At 37.7% G+C, this 19,122-nt stretch carries 12 protein-coding genes and 1 tRNA gene; 12 read left to right on the forward strand and 1 reads right to left on the reverse strand.

Going from position 1 to position 19,122, the window contains the following annotated elements:
- Positions 1-73 precede the first annotated feature (73 nt).
- Complete coding sequence (locus tag NTX65_10425) at positions 74-1,198, reverse strand: glycosyltransferase family 2 protein (protein ID MCX6169749.1); 1,125 nt, start codon at positions 1,196-1,198, stop codon at positions 74-76.
- Positions 1,199-1,423: 225 nt separating this feature from the next.
- Between NTX65_10425 and NTX65_10430 the strand changes: the two genes are divergently transcribed.
- The 12 genes from NTX65_10430 to NTX65_10485 all read left to right on the forward strand — a co-directional run bounded on the left by NTX65_10430 (position 1,424) and on the right by NTX65_10485 (position 19,057).
- Positions 1,424-1,765 (forward strand): hypothetical protein, encoded by a 342-nt coding sequence (locus tag NTX65_10430; GenBank protein ID MCX6169750.1) that lies wholly within the window; start codon positions 1,424-1,426, stop codon positions 1,763-1,765.
- Complete coding sequence (locus NTX65_10435) at positions 1,740-1,982, forward strand: hypothetical protein (GenBank protein MCX6169751.1); 243 nt, start codon at positions 1,740-1,742, stop codon at positions 1,980-1,982. Before NTX65_10430 ends, NTX65_10435 begins: the two co-directional genes overlap by 26 nt.
- A gap of 424 nt (positions 1,983-2,406) precedes the next feature.
- Positions 2,407-3,975 (forward strand): sodium-dependent transporter, encoded by a 1,569-nt coding sequence (locus tag NTX65_10440; protein ID MCX6169752.1) that lies wholly within the window; start codon positions 2,407-2,409, stop codon positions 3,973-3,975.
- A gap of 274 nt (positions 3,976-4,249) precedes the next feature.
- Positions 4,250-5,803, forward strand: a complete 1,554-nt coding sequence (locus tag NTX65_10445; GenBank protein ID MCX6169753.1) for an amino acid permease — start codon at positions 4,250-4,252, stop codon at positions 5,801-5,803.
- Between the two features lie 172 nt (positions 5,804-5,975).
- A tRNA-Lys gene (locus tag NTX65_10450) sits at positions 5,976-6,048 on the forward strand.
- A gap of 752 nt (positions 6,049-6,800) precedes the next feature.
- Positions 6,801-10,109, forward strand: coding sequence for a T9SS type A sorting domain-containing protein (locus tag NTX65_10455; GenBank protein MCX6169754.1), 3,309 nt, complete (start codon positions 6,801-6,803; stop codon positions 10,107-10,109).
- Positions 10,110-10,615: 506 nt separating this feature from the next.
- On the forward strand, positions 10,616-10,789 hold the full coding sequence (locus tag NTX65_10460; protein MCX6169755.1) for a hypothetical protein: 174 nt from the start codon (positions 10,616-10,618) through the stop codon (positions 10,787-10,789).
- Positions 10,790-11,259: 470 nt separating this feature from the next.
- The gene (locus NTX65_10465; GenBank protein ID MCX6169756.1) at positions 11,260-13,836 is read left to right on the forward strand and encodes a cation-translocating P-type ATPase; all 2,577 of its coding nucleotides are present in this window, start codon (positions 11,260-11,262) and stop codon (positions 13,834-13,836) included.
- Between the two features lie 1,062 nt (positions 13,837-14,898).
- On the forward strand, positions 14,899-15,915 hold the full coding sequence (locus NTX65_10470) for a M20/M25/M40 family metallo-hydrolase (GenBank protein MCX6169757.1): 1,017 nt from the start codon (positions 14,899-14,901) through the stop codon (positions 15,913-15,915).
- Positions 15,912-16,781: a cyanophycinase gene (locus NTX65_10475; protein MCX6169758.1), complete on the forward strand. Its 870-nt coding sequence runs from the start codon at positions 15,912-15,914 to the stop codon at positions 16,779-16,781. Before NTX65_10470 ends, NTX65_10475 begins: the two co-directional genes overlap by 4 nt.
- A complete protein-coding gene (locus NTX65_10480; protein ID MCX6169759.1) occupies positions 16,778-18,166 on the forward strand; it encodes a TIGR00366 family protein in 1,389 nt (462 codons plus the stop codon). The genes NTX65_10475 and NTX65_10480 overlap by 4 nt, the downstream gene beginning before the upstream one ends.
- Positions 18,167-18,199: 33 nt before the next feature.
- Complete coding sequence (locus NTX65_10485) at positions 18,200-19,057, forward strand: MurR/RpiR family transcriptional regulator (GenBank protein MCX6169760.1); 858 nt, start codon at positions 18,200-18,202, stop codon at positions 19,055-19,057.
- Positions 19,058-19,122: the final 65 nt, after the last annotated feature.

A 19,122-nucleotide genomic window follows, 5' to 3' on the forward strand; every position in this document is an offset into this window, starting at 1 on the left:
TTTATTTGAATGTCGAATGCAGATCGTAAGGAAGAAAATTGGTAATATTTTCAGTTAGAAACGACTAATAAGATCATTTCTTCTCTTTAATTACGTACTCTTTTTCATCTTGGAAATTATGGGCGAAAATTTCTCCCAAAAGACCGATTGCAAAGAATTGTACACCTACTATGACCAACAGAATACCTAAAAAGAAGATTGGTCTATTAGCAATAGGTGCATGTGGCTTTACAAAAGACCATTCGTATGCTAAAACAAGATTAATTACGAATCCAATAAGCGCGATAAAAAATCCTACAAAACCAAATAAATGCATGGGGCGTTTTATGTAACGTGTGGTGAAGATAACTGTGATTAAATCAACAAAACCCTTAAAGAATCTTGATATTCCGAACTTTGTTTTTCCGTACCGGCGCGGATGATGCTTTACAATAATCTCCGTTACAGAAAATCCTTTCCAATTTGCAAGCACCGGAATGTACCGGTGCAGCTCGCCGTATACATTTATGCTTTGTACAACTTCTTTACGGTAGGCTTTCAAGCCGCAATTAAAATCATGAATCTTTACATGAGTAAATAAACGAGTTATATAATTAAAAAACTTTGATGATATTTTTTTGATTATCGGATCAAATCTTTTTTTCTTCCATCCCGAAACCATATCAAAGCCCTGGTCAAGTTTTTTCAGAAGGTTAGGGATTTCATTCGGATCATCTTGAAGATCGGCATCCATTGTTATAACGGCGTCTCCTGTTACATGTTTAAATGCAATTTGAAGAGCCGCAGATTTTCCATAATTCGAACGGAAACTGTAATAATGAATTTTATTATCAAAACGCGCTAATTCTTTTATCACATTAAGAGATTTATCTGTGCTGCCGTCATCAATAAAGAGAATTTCATAATCTATGGAAATAGTTTTTAACGATTTTTTTATTTCATTGTAAAGAGGACGAAGAGATTCTTCTTCGTTAAGTAGCGGAACTACAATTGAAACTTTTTTGAAGGAAACACCCTGATTATCGCGTATTGTCTGCGATTGCTCTCCGGGCGGACGGGTTTTTTTTCTATTGTTATAATATTTTCTATAAGGCTTTCTTTGCTGGGGTTGACCTTGTTGCTGAGGCTGACCCGGCTGAAGTGGTTGAACTTGAGGGCTCTGTTGAACCGGTACTTCCGGTTTATTCTGACTATCCAATATTCTTATCCGTCTTTCTAAATAAATTATTTTTGATTTTCCTAGTCAAAGTTAAAACAAGAAGCCGCTAAAATCAATTTGGACTTATGCCAACGGAAACTTTATGTCTTATAATATTTATTCACTTTCAGATGAATAAAGTTATTAAAAAAGGGAGAATACAATTTAATCATTTGAATCTGCCTGAAACTATATTTAGATTTATTACAACAAGAAAGCAATTTTATGGGCGGAATCATTTTCTGGGGAATTATACGGACTGCGATCCTGATTCCCGCGCTCTGGCTGCTAAGTGGTTTTATGGAGTATAAATACTGGTGGTGGTTTGGAATATTATCTGTTTATGGGGTGATTATCCATCCGGCAATGATCCAGTACAGAATGTTTTTGCAAGAAAATGATGAACTAATCAACAACACGCTCTGTTCTTCTTGTATACATTTTGATAAAACTGCGGTCATTTGTCAAAAGTACGATCAACACCCAACTCTAAACAATCTTCCGTGTGAAGGACTAGATTGGGAACCGAGAGGAATTAAAAATGAAGAGAGAGAAGTTCATTCATAATAAAGACAAAGCCATTAGGAACAACGTTCGGTTCTGTACCGAGTGCGGCGAAGATCTAAATAATTTTGGATTACCCGGCGAAGAAGTTGATATTGCAAAAGTTCAAGCCCATTACAAAGTCTGTCAAGAAAAAGGAAAGTTTAAAGGCGATATCTGTTCGAAGATGTTTATTTCTAATCTCTCGGAACCAATTTCGTTAAAGGATGATACCGAGTAAATAAATCATTTACTGCTTTGGCAAAACGCATACCAGCCTGAAATTCAAATCTCATCAGCAAAAATCACTCATAATTTTTTATTGCTTTCTTTCACCTCATTCATAATCGCTTTTTTAATATTTATCTCAATTTCTTTTCACATCAAATTTGTGGAGTGAAGATTTGATGATATAGTTAGGCTTTCCCTCGCAGAATAATTTTCATCTGGATTACTGAATCCGGAGAATAATAGTTGATAATTAGCGATCTAATAAATAAGTTCATCAGCAAAAATTATTCGTTCATAAGTTAACCTATTATAATCGAGGACAATATTAAATCACATTGAATCTACACCCGGCAGTATTATTTTTTAATTGCGTTTATTATCGAAGGTTCAGTTTTTATGAAATCAATTGTCTACAAGAACAAACCGGAGTTTAAATGACAGAACAAATCAAAGAGCGAGAGCAATGGGGCAGCCGGTTCGGCTTAATTCTGGCTGTCGCCGGTAATGCTATTGGTCTTGGAAATTTTCTTCGATTCCCAGTTCAAGCTGCTTCCAATGGGGGCGGTGCTTTTATGATTCCCTATTTTATTTTTTTCTTGATTGTTGGTATTCCACTAATGTGGATGGAATGGGGTATAGGCAGGCATGGCGGTAAATATGGGCACGGCAGTGCGCCGGGTATGTTTGATGTGTTGTGGAAAAATAGAATCGCTAAATATATAGGCGCCATCGGATTGTTTGTCTCAACAATTATTCTGATCTACTACACATATATTGAGTCGTGGACGCTCGGATATAGTTTCTTGTCGATAACAAAAAGTTATTTCGGATTAGAGAATTTTGGAGAGATGAAATCTTTTCTTTATGGTTATCAAGGAAGAGAGGCAACACCTTACTTTAACGGAATAACAATCGCCTATATTTTTATGATCATCACTTTCGCAATTAATTTCTGGGTTTTATACAAAGGCATCTCGAAAGGGATAGAAAAACTTGCTAAGATTGCCATGCCGATGCTTTTTTTGTTCGCGATAATAATTGCTATAAGAGTTATAACACTCGGCACTCCAGATCCAAGTATTCCTGGAAATTCCGTCAGCAGCGGATTCGGATTTATATGGAATCCCGATTTTTCGAAACTGGGAGATCCCAAAATCTGGTTAGCCGCTGCCGGACAGATCTTTTTTACGCTCTCTGTCGGTATGGGCACAATACACGCGTATGCAAGTTATTTAAAACCAAAAGAGGATATTGCACTTTCCGCTTTAACAACTGCAACAACTAATGAATTTGCCGAAGTTATATTGGGCGGCTCAATAGCAATTCCTATAGCGGTTGCGTTTTTCGGAGTTGCAACTACTACGGCAATGGCAAAAGGTGGATCGTTCGATTTAGGTTTTGCATCAATGCCTCTGGTATTTGAGAAAATTCCGTTCGGAGAGATTTTCGGGTTCCTCTGGTTCTTGCTTTTGTTTTTTGCCGGCATTACTTCCTCTGTTGCAATGGGTCAGCAAGTCATAGCGTTTTTGGAAGATGAATTTGGAATGAGTAGAAAGAAAGCCGTTCTTACTCTTGGATTTTTTGTTATGCTGTCAGTTCAGCTTGTTGTGTTCTATCTGAAATTCGGATTCCTTGATGAGATGGATTATTGGGCGGGAACATTCGGATTGGTTGTTTTTGCATTAGCGGAGACAATAATTTTTATGTGGGTATTTGGCGCCGAAAAAGCATGGGATGAGATGAATGAAGGAGGAGACATAAAAATTCCAAGATTCTTTTTCTATATAATGAAATATGTTACGCCATTGATGTTATTTGTTGTCATGGTCTGGTGGTTAATAAATGATGCAATTCCCATTCTATTGCTAAAGGGAGTTAAGCAAGAAAACGTAGCTTATATCTGGGGTTCCAGAATCTTTATGATCGCGGCATTCTCAACATTCCTCTATTTAATTCACATTGCTTGGAAAAGGAAAAAGGTTAAAAATGGAATTTCAAACTAGCGGTATAATTTTTATGACGCTTGCTTTCTTGGGCATTAGCGGTCTAATGGCTTATTGTATTTATAAGCTTCTGTTCAGTAAATCAAAAAAATAATTTTAAAAGATTTTAAATTCTTACCAACCTCATGTAGACCATCCTCTACTGAGGTTTTTTATATCTGATTTTCTTAAAATAAATTGTAGACAGAAGTAAAGAAATTTTTATGAACATGGTTGAAAAAACTAAGGAAATAAAATCAGCGCTGAAAAACCAAATTAATAGGAGCCCCAAATCATGAGTAGTCAACTGTGGCAAAGAAAACCCGTAGAGCATTTTGAAGCGGAAATGAAAGAGAGTAAACTAAAGCGTGTTCTCGGGAAGTGGGGTTTAACTTCACTTGGTGTTGGAGCTATTATCGGCGCCGGTATTTTTGTTATGACCGGTGTAGGCGCTAAAGAATATGCCGGACCAGCATTAGCGTTGTCTTTTATTGTTGCGGGAATCGGATGCACGTTTGCGGCTTTATGCTATGCCGAATTCGCGTCGTTTCTTCCTGTCGAAGGATCGGCTTATGCATACGCATATGCAACAATGGGTGAATTACTAGCCTGGATAATCGGATGGGATCTAATTCTTGAATATGGAATGGCTGCCTCCGCGGTAGCTGTAGGATGGTCCGGTTATCTTTCAAAATTTCTCCATCTATTTAATGTCAAATTTCCAATCTGGCTTATGAATGATTCTTTCACTGCAAGAGAAATGATTGCTTCGGCAACTCAGAAAGGAACTTTGGACAATCTTGCAACTCAGTTTTCTTCTTTAACGCTTCCAACTCTTTTCGGATTACATGTTGGTATTAACTTGCCGGCTCTATTAATTGTATGGATTCTTACGGCAATTTTAATCCGTGGAATTAAACAAGCAGCAAGTACAAACAACCTTATGGTAGCTATTAAAGTTGTGGTTGTTCTTTTCATAATTATTCTTGGAGCTCAATATATAAATACCGCCAATTGGAGCCCGTTTATTCCTGATAGAGGTTCATACACCGATTCCCTTGGCGGATCGCACAGCGCATACGGATTGCTTGGAATTGTTGCAGGAGCCGCATATATATTTTTCGCCTATATCGGGTTCGATACTGTTTCTACGCATGCCGGAGAAGCGAAAAATCCACAGAAGGATGTTCCATTTGGAATTATTACTTCTCTGATAGTATGCACGATCCTTTATATTCTTGTCGCTCTTGTGTTAACCGGAATGGTCAATTATAAGGACATCGATATTACTGCTCCGATTGCCGCTGCATTTGGTTCCCTTGGATTAAATTATGCAGTGTTTATCATTTCTGCGGCGGCGATTGCAGGACTTACGTCGGTTACAATAGTTATGCTTCTCGGTCAATCCAGAGTTTTTTATGCGATCTCAAAAGACGGATTACTTCCTAAAAAAACTTTTGGCGAACTTCATCCTAAATTCAGGACGCCATGGAAATCAAACCTTCTAATTGGAACCGTAGTATCTCTGGTTTCCGCATTCACACCGATCGACTCCATCTCAAAGATGGTAAATATTGGAACACTATTCGCGTTTGTGATTGTCTGTATTGCAGTATGGATAATGAGAAAAAAAGAACCGGAAAGACCGCGTCCATTTAGAACTCCCGTAATATGGTTTGTAGCGCCGATGGGAGTTTTATTTAATCTAGGAATGATGTTAACATTGGAATGGCAGAATTGGGCACGGTTATTTGGCTGGTTAGCAATTGGATTGTTAATTTATTTCTTCTACGGAAAGAAACATAGCGTAATGGCGCATAAACTTGCACAAGAAAATGGATCAAAGTAAAAGATAGATTTTAGATGTTGAATTCTCTTTAGCAAAGAAAAATTTTATTGGGACTTTCGATTTAACCGGAAGTCCCTTTTTTATTTTTGTAACTCATAACGCAATCACGGTCAATTTGAAATCTTTTCAGTTATAGTTTTGTCCGCTGGCGATTTTTATTTATTTTTACGCCGCACCCTTAGCTCAGTTGGTAGAGCATATGACTCTTAATCATCAGGTCGCGGGTTCGAGTCCCGCAGGGTGCACTCTAGGGTACAAGTCGCTTTTCGGAGCGACTTTTTTTTTGCCCTCCGTTAGAAAACCATTGGTATCATTGGTCAAAAGCTCTAGCACAAAATTGAGCTTGGGGGTTCTATAACTAATAGATCGAAAAATTAGGGGCAGATGAGGAAAATCATGTACAAACACTTTGTACTTAGTAAGATGTTTGGTTTTTAAAAATATTTTCAAAGTTGAGTTCGACGTTTACCAATTTATTTAAACTGGGATAAATTATTCTTTTTATGTAACCCAGAGATTAAACTTATCATTATAAAAGACACGACATGCAAAATTATTTGTTGACAATATGAGAATTTTTTTGAATTTTGAATTGGTTATTCTCTCCAATTATCCTTTTATGGCCAGCTTCTCCTCTTAAGAAACATATGAATACTTATTGAGGTAGTCGTGAAAAGATTATTTGTTGTCCCTTTGCCTTCATTAGTTTTACTAAGTGCTTACCCAAATTTATCTAAAAAGGTTGACCCGATATATTCCTTTATCCAAAATTTCATACCCCCAAAGAATATCATAAACATAGATGACTCTTTTAAAAATTGGAAGAGTAAATAGTATTTCAAAAAGAAGTTATTTGGAAGGCTAAACTTTTGGCTTTTGATATGAATTGTAATAAACTCTCTAAGGGTTGCCAATGCCCAGGGAGTAAAATCAATTTCATTGGTAAAACTATATTGGGCGGGAGAAAAATACACGCCTTGAATCAAATGGAGGAAAAATGAAAAAATTCATTTTCAGTTTTTTCTTGATGATTGGAGTACTCATATTCAACTCACAATCAATTGCTCAAAACGGTTCCGCTCTGTTCGACGGCGCTGGAAGTAGAATGCGTGTAGCAGATGGAAATGCAGCCTCGCCAAACGCTTTTAGAATTAACGGATCTGCAATCACCGTTGAAGCATGGATATATCCTTTATCATATCCGAATTCTCAATTGGGGAATACTATTGTTGCACGAACTCTGAACACCGTTTATTCGGAACCATGGATAAGTTACAGACTTTGGATTAATCACGCAAACGGAGTTTCGTTGCCTGCCTTTTCAATTTCGGCAGGTACAATTGGCAGTACAGTTACAGTTCAATCACCCGAGGATATTCCATCATTTCAATGGATACATCTTGCCGCTACATACGATGGTACGTTTCTCACAATTTATGTAAACGGTCTGCAGAAAGCACAAGTTAACACTTCGATTTCAATTAACTCTGCCAATGGAGTTGGATTCTATGTTGGTCGGTATTTAACAGATGCTTTCCAGGGAGCTATCGATGAAGTCCGGCTCTGGAATATTACTCGAAGTCAGTCCCAGATTCAAGCGTTTATAAATTCGCAATTGATAGGTAATGAGGCGGGACTCGCCGGTTATTGGGACATGAATTCATCTTCTCTTTCGGGAGGATCGATGCTTGATAGGACTGCAAATCATAATAATCTTCCGGTTCAGGGAAGTACCCCAATCATTCCTTTCAATCCTCTCTCAGCATCGGGTACTGCTATACTTATTGCTAGTCCGAATTCGATTGACTTTGGGAGTATAGAACAAGGATCAACTTCAATCCGTCAAGTAACACTTACAAATAATGGCACCGGACCTTTACTTGGGATGTTCCAACAAAGTTCTAATGTTGAAGTTACTTCGGGTTCAGTATTTTTTCTTGCAACAGGCCAATCATCAAATATTTCCCTTGGTCTTAAGCCATTAATTCCAGGTAACATTTCCGGATTGCTTCAAGCTAAATCAAACGCATCGCCTGCAGATATTTCATTCTCAATTCTATCCATTGCCCTTAGACAGATTGATGCGAATAATATCAGTATGTGGACATTGCGTGATGGCCGCTTTTCCATAAACCCAGTCTATAATATTGCTGGTTTGGAGTGGCCGAAAGGTTCCGGAAAAACTCTGGCCTACTCATCGGGCATTTGGGTTGCAGCAAAAGTTAACTCACAAGTGAGATCCGCTCTTGCCTGGTATAACTCAGAGTTCCAACCAGGGCCCATACTTGGTGTTGGCGGTGTTGCTGCTAATCCGAATGACAATGCTTATAGAGTTTTCAAAATATCGGCGGGTGATAATTCGTCTACAAATGAAGATTATGCTGAGTGGCCCGCTTCACTTGGTGCGCAGGTTAATTCTGATGGGACACCAAAGATTATAGGAGATCAAACATTATTTGCTGTTTATAATGATCTGAATCAATCCAAACATTCTTTTGGCTCAGCACCTCTTGGCGCAGAAGTCCAACAAACAACATTCGCTTTTAATAATTCTGATGCTCGATCCAATACTGTATTTTTGAATTTTAAAATTGTAAATAAAAGTAACTCTACCTGGCAAGATGCATACGTCTCTCTCTGGTGCGATCCGGATCTCGGAAACGGTGAAGATGATCTAAATGGAGTTGATGTGCCTAGAAACATGGGGTATTTTTACAATGGAAACCCTGTTGACGATGTATATGGAAATGAACCGCCTGCAATTGGATACAAAGTTCTGAAGGGGGCTTTCTTCACAAAACCGATTCAGGCTTTTTCTTCCTTTTTGAATATAGGTCCAAGTACACCGCAAGGAGATCCCAATACTTCACAAAAAGCATATAACTATATGCAGGGTCTATGGGCAGACGGAACACCGTATCTTGATCCAACAAATTCATATTTACCAACTACTTTTGCGTTAAACGGAGATCCTGTACCACCAACAACTGGATGGATTGACAGTTCACCTAACGATCGCCGTTTCCTTCTTTCAACCGGTCCATTCAATCTTGACCCAGGTCAATCGAAAGACTTTGTTGTTGCAATCATTGTTGGACAAGGCAATAGCAATATCGAAAGTATTACTGCCCTCCGCTCTGCTTCAGATGATATTCAATCACTTTATGACAATGCTCAGATTTATGGAGGAGCGCTTGTGGATGTTGTACAAGCCTCTGCATCGAGCGGAAGTTCAAACACGGTCAATGATATTACAAATTCTGGTTCACAGATAACTTTCACGGGAGGAACAGGGGGTGCTGTTGTTGAATCTGCTTCATATGTTGAAGCTCCTCCAGGGGCGACTTCTATTACAACTCCATCGGTAGGCGGTGTTGGAAAATATTTGGATGTCCAAGTACAAGGCACTGTTAGCTGGCCTGTGAAGATTCGGATTTACTATACCAAAAACGATCTTCTTCAGGCTGGAATTGTTGAAAGTGATCTTCAGGGGCTATACTATTGGAGCGGATTGACTAATTCGTGGAATTTATATTCCAATTCCGGTTCCGACGATCAAAGTAGAGGGACATCTACAACTTTTGTTGATACTACCAATATAAATATCAACTCAGTTAATTATGAGGGCTATGTTGAAGCCGAAGCCTTTCATCTGACTCCAATAATAGTCGGAGCTAAGAAAAAATCAATTACCGAACGGTACAATTTTGCTGCACAATTCATTCAGTCACTACCCGACGACGCATTTAAAAAACCAGCCGATACTAGAAGAAAGCAGCTGGTAAAAATGTTAGATCAATCTAAATCAAAATATGATTCAGGTAATTTGCAATCGGCATCACAATACCTATCGACAAATGTATTAAATCATCTAACCACTCAGGGAAAGTCCAAGCAAGATTTATGGGTAACTGATGAATCCTCGCGCACTACCGTTTTGCGGATGATTAATGAATTGATCGATGTTCTGCTTAGACCAGAGACTTTAGGTAAGATTGTCGAAGGTGATTTGAATATGGCCAATCATATTATTGAAATCCCAACCGAATTTGAATTGTCGCAAAATTATCCAAATCCATTTAATCCAACTACGAGAATACAATTTGGTTTACCTGCGAATGCTCATACTAAATTGACAATTTATGATATGCTTGGTCGAGAGATTGCAACAATTGTAAATGCTGATTTAGGTGCTGGTTATCATGAGGTTGAGTTCAATGGATCAAATCTGCCGAGTGGAATTTATATCTATAGAATTCAAGCAGGAGAATTTACTTCTGTAAAGAAGATGATCTTGATGAAATAAAGAATATGGAAATATAAAGATAAAAGAGCCTCGAGTTTTTCGGGGCTCTTACGTTTTATCCAGATTCACATTTAGACGTTAAGATTTCTTGCAACCTCAATAATTTTTTGAGGTCTTCAATAAAGGGGTTCGAGAATAGTCCCCTAGGGTGCACTCTAGGGTACAAGTCGCTTTTCGGAGCGACTTTTTTTTGCCCGAAGTAAGAATACCATTGGTATCATTGATCAAAAACTCTATGATAAAATTGCGTTTGGGGGTTCGATGATTCCTGGGTGCAACTCAAACATACAATACCTTTAAAAACTTAGCAAACTGGAGAAAAATTTATCGGCAGTTTTTACTGAAAGGTGCAATTGGACAATTAAGTGGCTGATTCATTAATCAAATTAGTAAAGCTGAATTTATATTCTTAATTTATATCCATGAAGAAATATTTTTTTATAGTATTTATTCTGGTCGTATCTATTTTTAATGGTGGCGATCTGAAAATTGTGCTGGATTCAGGTATGAATACTAATTCAATGAATATCTCGCACCATAACCACATTGATGATATGTTCGAATTGGTAGTAGCAGATAAAAAGCCTGAACACACCACATCTCAAATCATCGCTGAATCATCCCATGTCTTTTCCCAAGAGAATCATAATAAAATCTGGAAACCCCCGGTAAATTCCTAGATACTCTTTTGGAGAATCCTAAACTGGATATCTCCAAATATCTTAAAATACTTTTTAAACAATTCAATTTGGTTAGATTATTTTCTAACTCCATTATTCATAAAACTCAACCAAGGAGAAAATATGTAAGAGTGTCCAAGTTGCGAAGTAATAATGAATGAAGTAACAAAATCGGGAGTGTTGATAGATGTATGCCCAAAGTGTATGGGTGTTTGGCTGGATAAAGGAGAACTCGAATAAATAATTGCACAGTCGGATGCATATGAAACCCAATTTAATAATGATCACCCGAGTGACAGCCACAACTATGAAGATGATTACGAAAATTACGACGGTCACAACGATAAGCATCACGAAAAGTATAGTGGAAAAGTTTTTTATGATAAGAACGGTAAAGCTATTCGGAGACGAGGGGGATTCGGCGATATCCTTGGAGGACTGTTTGATTAACCAAAAGCAAAGGAATAGCAATGAAAAATTTTGATTTAAATTCTTACACTGGACTTACCGCTGAACAAGTGGCAAAGCAATTGCAAGAAAACGGATACAATGAATTACCGACGACAAAGAAACGTGGAATAGGCATAATAGCTTTTGAGGTGATTAAAGAACCTATGTTTCTTTTGTTGGTTGCTTGCGGCGTTCTCTATCTTCTTTTGGGCGATGTTAAAGAAGCAATGCTTTTATTGGGATTTGTTTTTGTAATCATGACAATTACATTTATTCAGGAAAGAAAAACAGAAAGAGCGTTGGAAGCACTAAGGGACTTATCAAGTCCGCGAGCTTTGGTGATTAGAGACGGAAAAGAAATTAGAATTGCCGGAAGAGAGGTCGTTAAGGGTGATATTATAGTGATGAATGAAGGTGATCGAGTACCGGCAGATGCAATGGTAATTCAGTCAATAAATTTGAGCGCGGACGAGTCTCTTTTAACCGGCGAATCTGTCCCGGTAAGAAAAATCAATTCTGAGGGAGATGATGAAAAACTTTTTGTTTCGAAAACTCCGGGCGGGGATGACCTACCATATATTTATTCAGGATCAATGATTGTACAAGGACAGGGAGTTGCAAAAGTTCTTGCGATTGGTCAGAAAACGGAAATCGGAAAAATTGGAAAAGCTTTAAGCAGTGTAGAAATTGAAGATACACTACTAAAAAAAGAAACGGGGAGATTAGTAAGAAATATTGCTTTTATCGGTGCGTCATTATGTTTGATAGTAATTTTAATAATAGGATTTGTAAGAGGCGAATGGATTCAAGGATTTCTTGCCGGATTAACTTTGGCAATGGCAATGTTACCTGAAGAATTTCCAGTTGTTCTAACAATATTTCTTGCTTTAGGAGCTTGGAGAATTTCAAAACGGAATGTATTGACAAGACGTATTCCAGTAGTAGAGACTCTTGGCGCTACAACGGTATTATGTGTAGATAAGACAGGAACCCTCACATTAAATCAAATGGGAATCGGAATGTTCTATGCCGGAGAACAATATTTAAATTCAACGGCAATAGAATCAAAAACAATCCCGGAAAACTTTCATTTTCTTGTAGAATATGGAATATTGGCAAGCCGCAAAGATCCATTTGACCCGATGGAAAAGGCATTAAAGAAACTCGGTGAATTAAAACTACAGGGAACGGAACATTTACATAATGATTGGGAATTGATTGAAGAGTATCCGTTATCGCGGGAACTGCTTGCGATGTCCAATGTTTGGAAATCCGAAAGCAGGCGGCAATTTACTATTTCATCAAAGGGTGCACCTGAAGCAATAATCGATCTTTGTCATTTAACAGAAACGGAGAAAAAAAATCTTACTACAGTTGTTGATAAAATGAGTGGTGAAGGATTGCGTGTCCTTGGAGTTGCCAATGCGATGTTCGATGCAACAAATCTCCCAGATAGCCAGCATGATTTCGATTTCAAGTTTATCGGCTTTATTGGTTTTGCCGATCCGGTCAGACCGGCAGTACCTCAAGCCATACAAGAATGCTATAAAGCCGGCATTCGGATTATAATGATTACAGGCGACCATCCGGGAACGGCAAAAAATATTGCAAAGCAAATCGGACTAAAGAATTGCGAGAAATTTATTATAGGAAGTGAATTAGCCGCAATGAATGAGACTGAATTGACAAATCGAATTAAGGATACAAACATTTTTTGTCGGGTTGTACCTGAACAGAAATTGAAAATTGTAAATGCTTTGAAATTATGCGGTGAAATTGTCGCAATGACAGGAGACGGAGTAAACGACGCACCGGCATTAAAATCGGCACACATAGGGATAGCAATGGGCGGAAGAGGAACGGATGTTGCACGAGAATCAGCGTCTCTTGTTTTGTTGGACGACGATTTTTCTTCGATAGTAGGCGCAGTTAAAATGGGAAGAAGAATTTATGACAATCTTAAAAAGGCAATGTCGTATATAGTTTCTATTCATGTTCCCATTGCCGGATTATCCTTGATACCGCTTTTCATTAACAAGGATTTAATATTTTTCCCAATTCATATAGTCTTCCTAGAATTAATTATCGATCCGGCATGTTCTGTGGTATTTGAAACTGAAAAAGAAGAATTTGATTTATTGAGCCGACCGCCAAGAAAAGTAGGCGAACCACTATTCGGTAAGAAAAATGTTTTATTTAGTCTCTTACAGGGTTTAAGCGTATTGTTTGTTTCGTCTGCAGCATATTTTATAGCGATTGACGGCGGCAAAGGAGATGCAGAAGCCCGCGCGATGACTTTTACAACGTTAATACTTGCCAACTTAGGATTGATTTTGACCAACCGTTCTTGGAGTACAAATTTATTTTCATTACTGAAAGAAAAAAACATTGCTTTTATTTGGATTGTGTTTGGTGCGCTTATATTTTTAACAATAGCTTTGTTTGTACCACAAGTTTCAGATTTATTTCGTTTCAGTTTTCTTCACATAAATGATTTACTGATCTGTTTTGCGGCCGCATTTGTAAGTATGGCAATATCGGAGATAATGAAACTTATTAACAGGTTGTATGGCATGAAGGAAAAATATAATGAATAATATAAACTCACTCATGAAGAAGAAAAGCAAATTGTATTCATTTGTTATTCACTTGATCTTAAAATTATTTGGAGTCTTATTAATTTTTTTAGATCATCAATAAAGGGGTTCGAGAATAGTCCCCCAGGGTGCACTAGTTAAGCCCGTTTCTAAATCAGAAACGGGCTTTTTTGTTTTAAAACAATGATGTACATGAAGCAGTTGGATGAATATGGAATAAAATTTCACAGCTATACGGAAGAATATCTTACAACCGACAACGAGCTTGTGTCGAACATTCTATTCTCAGTAATGAGTTACTTTGCAAAGCTAGAAAGAGAAAAAATATGTGATCGCACCAAAACATGTCTAGAGTGAGCAAGACTGAAGGGAAACCAATAGGTAGACCCGTCAAAGAAAAATTGAGAGTGAACATTTTAGAATTGCGGAAGAATAATTCGATTCGTCGAGTTGCGGAGCTCATGAGTATCTCCACCGGTACTGTGATGAAATACTCAGATTGAATCAAGGTCTAGATAAATCGAGCAACCCAAATGCATCGTATAACTTTTAGGTACAACTCATATATATCCGCAGAAATTTAGAAAAGTAAGAAAAAGTTTTTTCAAGCTTCTACTGAATTTGGTAGTTGGAAAACAAGTATTTTAAGGCTGATCTTCAAAGTTGAGGAAAGAACCTTTCCCGGAGAATTAAAAACAAAAAGATGAACTCTTCATCGTTGCCTAGATGAGAGCGAAGAGACCTGTCAATCACGCCACACTCCTAAGATTATTCAAGCAAACTTTTAAGAAATCTCTTTACCTCTAGTAAGTTTTGTATTATGAGCTCATTACTTAGTCGATAAATTTCCGCATAAAACTCAATTGTTTGCATCACACTATTAGGATGTCGGCTCCGCTTAGCACAGAAACAACTTGACAAAGAAAACATTATTTTTTATTCTGTAACAGATATTTCAAAAAATAATATTTTGTAATAAATATTACGGCTATGGAAAAAAGATTACTCGAAATTTTTTTGGAATTAGTTAAGATCGAAGCCCCCTCTGCCTCAGAAAAAAACATGGCAAAATTTTTAATCACATTTTTAGAAAAGCTCGGACTTAAGCCCGCGGAAGACGAGTCGGCAAATATTTCCGACGGAAATACTGGAAATATAATTTGCAAAATCGGAACAGGTGGAAATTATGTTCTGCTCTCACACATGGATACCGCTCGATCTACATTAAATCTGAAACCGAAGATACTTGCTGATCGGATTACTTCCGACGGGACAACAATTCTTGGAGCTGATAATAGAGCTGGGATTGCCTCTCTGATTTATTCGCTTGAAAAATTAGTCAAGGGAAATATCCTTTTAAAAGATTTTACTCTGGCATTTACAACGCAGGAAGAGACTACTCTTCATGGATCACAAAATTTAGATCTAAACGGAAATATTAAAATGGGTTTTGTCTTTGATTCCCATCTTAAACCCGGAAATTTTATTTGTGAGTCTGCAGGATCAGTAGGTTTTTGTATCAAAGTTAAAGGGAAGGCTTCTCACTCCGGTTTAGCTCCTGAAAACGGAATTGACTCTATCAAAATTGCCAGTGTTGCGATCAGCAAAATTAATTTAGGCAAAATCGATTCTGACACTACCGCAAATATCGGAATAATCAATGGAGGAACCGCCACTAACGTTGTTCCAGAATTAACTTCTATCCACGGTGAGATTAGATCAACAGTCCCTTCGAAGATTGACGTAAAACTTTCTGAGATAAAACATGAATTTATATCTACCGCTAAGTTATACGGCGGGGAATGTGAATTCGAGTCTTTTTGGAATTTCAAACCATATAAAATTACTCCTGATAACGAAACTTACAAAACGATTGAGCGTGCAATAAGAAATGTAGGAATAATACCTATTCCTGAAATTTCAAAGGGAGGCAGTGATGCAAACTCTCTAAACACGAAAGGGATCCCTACGGTCAATCTTGGTATTGGTGCTGAGAATCCGCATGCAAATGATGAATACATCCTTTTCGAAGATCTCCAAAAAACTGCTGAAATAGCAATGGAGCTGATGAAAAAATGAAAATATTTAAACTTTTCTTATCCATTCTCCTCTTTAGTTCGTTTCTCTATTCTCAAACAAGAGGGAAACTATTTATTATCGGAGGCGGAACGGTACCCGGCTATATGATCGACAAATATGTTGAACTTGCCGGAGGGAAGAATTCAAAATTTTTAGTAGTTCCTATGGCAAGCGGAGTGCCTCAGCAATCTGCTTCTTCATTCATCAAAAAACTCCAAACAGCAGGATGTACAAAAGTAAAATATCTGATCAGCAATAAAGAAAGTGCCGATGCCGATTCTAATCTAATAAAATTAAAAAACGTTACAGGCATTTACTTTACCGGGGGAGACCAATCAAAACTAATTGCCGCATTAACCGGGACAAAATTACTTGAAGGGATAAAAAATATTTATAAGAATGGTGGAGTTATCGGAGGAAGTAGTGCAGGTGCGGCGGTGATGAGCGGTATGATGCTTACCGGAAATGAACTTGTAAACAAAGATACAGTTAACGCGTTCAATATTATTGTAAAGGGGAATGTGCAGACGGTTGACGGGTTCGGTTTTATTAATAATGCCATAGTAGATCAGCATTTCATTAAAAGAAAAAGAATTAATAGACTATTAACTCTGGTGCTAGAAAATCCGAAACTGGTTGGGATAGGAATTGATGAATCTACGGCTATTGTAGTTAATTCCGATGATACTTTTGAAGTAATTGGAGAAAGCCTGGTCACAGTATTCGACGCATCAAAGGTTAAAGATATTAGCACTGATAAAAATAATAACCTCTCTGCGAGCGATATAAGGATGCATCTGTTAAAAAGCGGCGATGCATATAATATTAAAAGTCATGCGGTTACCCATAAAAGGGACAAGCAATGAAGAAAAATCTCAACTTTAATACACTCGTAATGATATTTGCTGTAGTAGCGCTAGTTGCCCTGATAACCTGGATTGTACCGGGGGGCGAATATTCGAGAGAGATAAAAGATGGAAAAACTCTGGTAGTTCCAAACTCCTTTAAATATGTTGAGGGTAATCCGCAGGGGATCGGCGCTTTGTTCATGTCACCGTTAACCGGATTTGTGAAGGCAGCTGCCATAATTGGTTTTCTATTCATAATTGGAGGTGCGTTCAGTATAATCCAGAAAACTGGAGCCATTAAAGTTTCCGTTCAAAGACTGGCATACACATTTGCTAGAAAACCTCATCTGGAAAAATATTTCATTCCTATAACTATGATTATATTTTCAACTGCGGGAAGTATCTTCGCAAGTTCCGAAGAAGCCCTTCCATTCATTTTAATATTTATTCCTCTTGCATGGACTATGGGTTACGATTCAATTGTAGGAACAGCGATTCCATTTTTAGGATTAGCGGCCGGATTTGCAGGAGCTACTTTGAATCCGTTTACCGTTGGCATAGCTCAAAGTATTGCCGAGTTGCCACTCTACAGCGGTCTCGGTTATAGAGTAATCATATGGCTTATAAGTACTGCGTCTATGATAACATTCGTTATGGTTTATGCTAAAAAAGTTAAAGCCAAACCTGAAATTAGCCCGATGTTCAGCTTTGACAATGAGCGTAAGAAAAGCATGAACCTAGATAATAAGGTTGATGCTACTTTCACAATTCAACACAAAATGGTTTTGTTATCATTCTTAGTTGCAATGGTAATTCTGATTGTCGGGATTCTTGGATTTAAATGGTACATAACAGAACTTGGAGCTTTATTCCTGGCACTGGGTATTGTAGCGGGATTTGCAGGCAGATTAAATCTCAATCAAATGACAGATGCTTTCAAAGACGGCGCGAGAGATATGGTGGGGGTTGCCTTAATTATCGGTTGTGCCAGGGCGATTCTGGTAATAGCAACGGACGGTAAAGTTATCGATACGATGCTCTTCAGTCTGAGCGGATTAATAGTAAATCTGCATCCGGTAGTAGCCTCACAGGCCATGTTTGTTATGCAGGGCGTTATCAACTTTTTTGTTCATTCCGCTTCCGGGCAGGCTATGCTTACAATGCCCGTTATGTCTCCTCTGGCCGATGTGCTTGGAGTTTCACGGCAAATAGCTGTTCTGGCTTTTCAATTTGGCGAGGGATGGATAAATCCTATTCTACCTACTTCCGGTGTTACGATGGGAGTTCTTGGACTGGCGGGCATACCATGGGATAAATGGTTCAAATGGATGCTTCCCGTACAATTATTCTTTTTCATTCTGGCACTTCTGCTGCTGATTCCCCCATTCTTTTTCAATTATTAAACGGAAGTATTTAAAAAATAGACAGGCTTAAAAATGACAAGCTATAAAAAACTGAAAGAGAGAATTCAATTACACTACAACGAACTTCCTAAAAATCAAAAAAAGATTGCTGAATTTTTTCTCGAGAATTTCGATCATATCTCATTTCTTACCGTGCAGCAAGTTGCTGAGGCCACTTCAACAAATGTTGCCGCAGTTGTACGGTTCGCGCAGAGCATAGGGTTTTCCGGTTTCAGTGAAATGCGAGATGAAATTGTAGCGACACTTCAGAACCGGTTGCAAAGCAACAATGTTTTTCCACTGATTAAACCTTCTGAATTGGTTCACGATACATTAACAACGGTTGCTAATCAGGATATAACTAATATAAACGACACTTTGAACCTGAACGAAAGGGAAAATTACAATAAAGTAATTGATCTGATCATTAATTCCGAAAGAGTTTTTACAATCGGTCTGGGAATCTCACATTTACTCGCTCAAATTATTTCTTATCAACTTAATCAGATTGGTATTTTTTCCAATGTACTAACAAATAATCAATCTACCTTTCTTGAGCAGATCCTTTTCATGAATAAAAAAGATTTAATAATTAATCTTTCATTTCCCCCATATTCAAAAACAACAATCGAAGCAGCAAAATACGCAAGTGGTAAAAAGATAAAAGTTGTCTCCCTGACAAATAAAAAATCATCTCCAATTACTTTTTTCTCAGACGTCAGTCTTATTATAAAAAGCGAAAATATGTTATTCACAAATTCATTTGCGGCAATTTCAGTATTGATAAACGCAATTGTAACCGAATGCGCCCTGAGAAATAAACCGAAAGCCACTAAATGGTTAAGCGAACTTAAAAATATTACAAAAATTCAGGGCAATACAGTCGACTAACTATTAATTGAAAAGTTTACCAAGCAGAAAGAGAGCTAGAAAATAAACGGTTAATAATAATTCCA

Source organism: Ignavibacteriales bacterium (assembly GCA_026390795.1).
Lineage (GTDB): Bacteria > Bacteroidota > Ignavibacteria > Ignavibacteriales > Melioribacteraceae > Fen-1258.

Excerpts from the sequence above, each read along its gene's own strand:
- NTX65_10430 (MCX6169750.1), top strand. The coding sequence starts at position 1,424 with ATGGGCGGAATCATTTTCTGGGGAATTATACGGACTGCGATCCTGATT.
- NTX65_10435 (MCX6169751.1), top strand. The coding sequence starts at position 1,740 with ATGAAGAGAGAGAAGTTCATTCATAATAAAGACAAAGCCATTAGGAAC.
- NTX65_10440 (MCX6169752.1), top strand. The coding sequence starts at position 2,407 with ATGACAGAACAAATCAAAGAGCGAGAGCAATGGGGCAGCCGGTTCGGC.
- NTX65_10445 (MCX6169753.1), top strand. The coding sequence starts at position 4,250 with ATGAGTAGTCAACTGTGGCAAAGAAAACCCGTAGAGCATTTTGAAGCG.
- NTX65_10455 (MCX6169754.1), top strand. The coding sequence starts at position 6,801 with ATGAAAAAATTCATTTTCAGTTTTTTCTTGATGATTGGAGTACTCATA.
- NTX65_10460 (MCX6169755.1), top strand. The coding sequence starts at position 10,616 with ATGAATACTAATTCAATGAATATCTCGCACCATAACCACATTGATGAT.
- NTX65_10465 (MCX6169756.1), top strand. The coding sequence starts at position 11,260 with ATGAAAAATTTTGATTTAAATTCTTACACTGGACTTACCGCTGAACAA.
- NTX65_10470 (MCX6169757.1), top strand. The coding sequence starts at position 14,899 with ATGGCAAAATTTTTAATCACATTTTTAGAAAAGCTCGGACTTAAGCCC.
- NTX65_10475 (MCX6169758.1), top strand. The coding sequence starts at position 15,912 with ATGAAAATATTTAAACTTTTCTTATCCATTCTCCTCTTTAGTTCGTTT.
- NTX65_10480 (MCX6169759.1), top strand. The coding sequence starts at position 16,778 with ATGAAGAAAAATCTCAACTTTAATACACTCGTAATGATATTTGCTGTA.
- NTX65_10485 (MCX6169760.1), top strand. The coding sequence starts at position 18,200 with ATGACAAGCTATAAAAAACTGAAAGAGAGAATTCAATTACACTACAAC.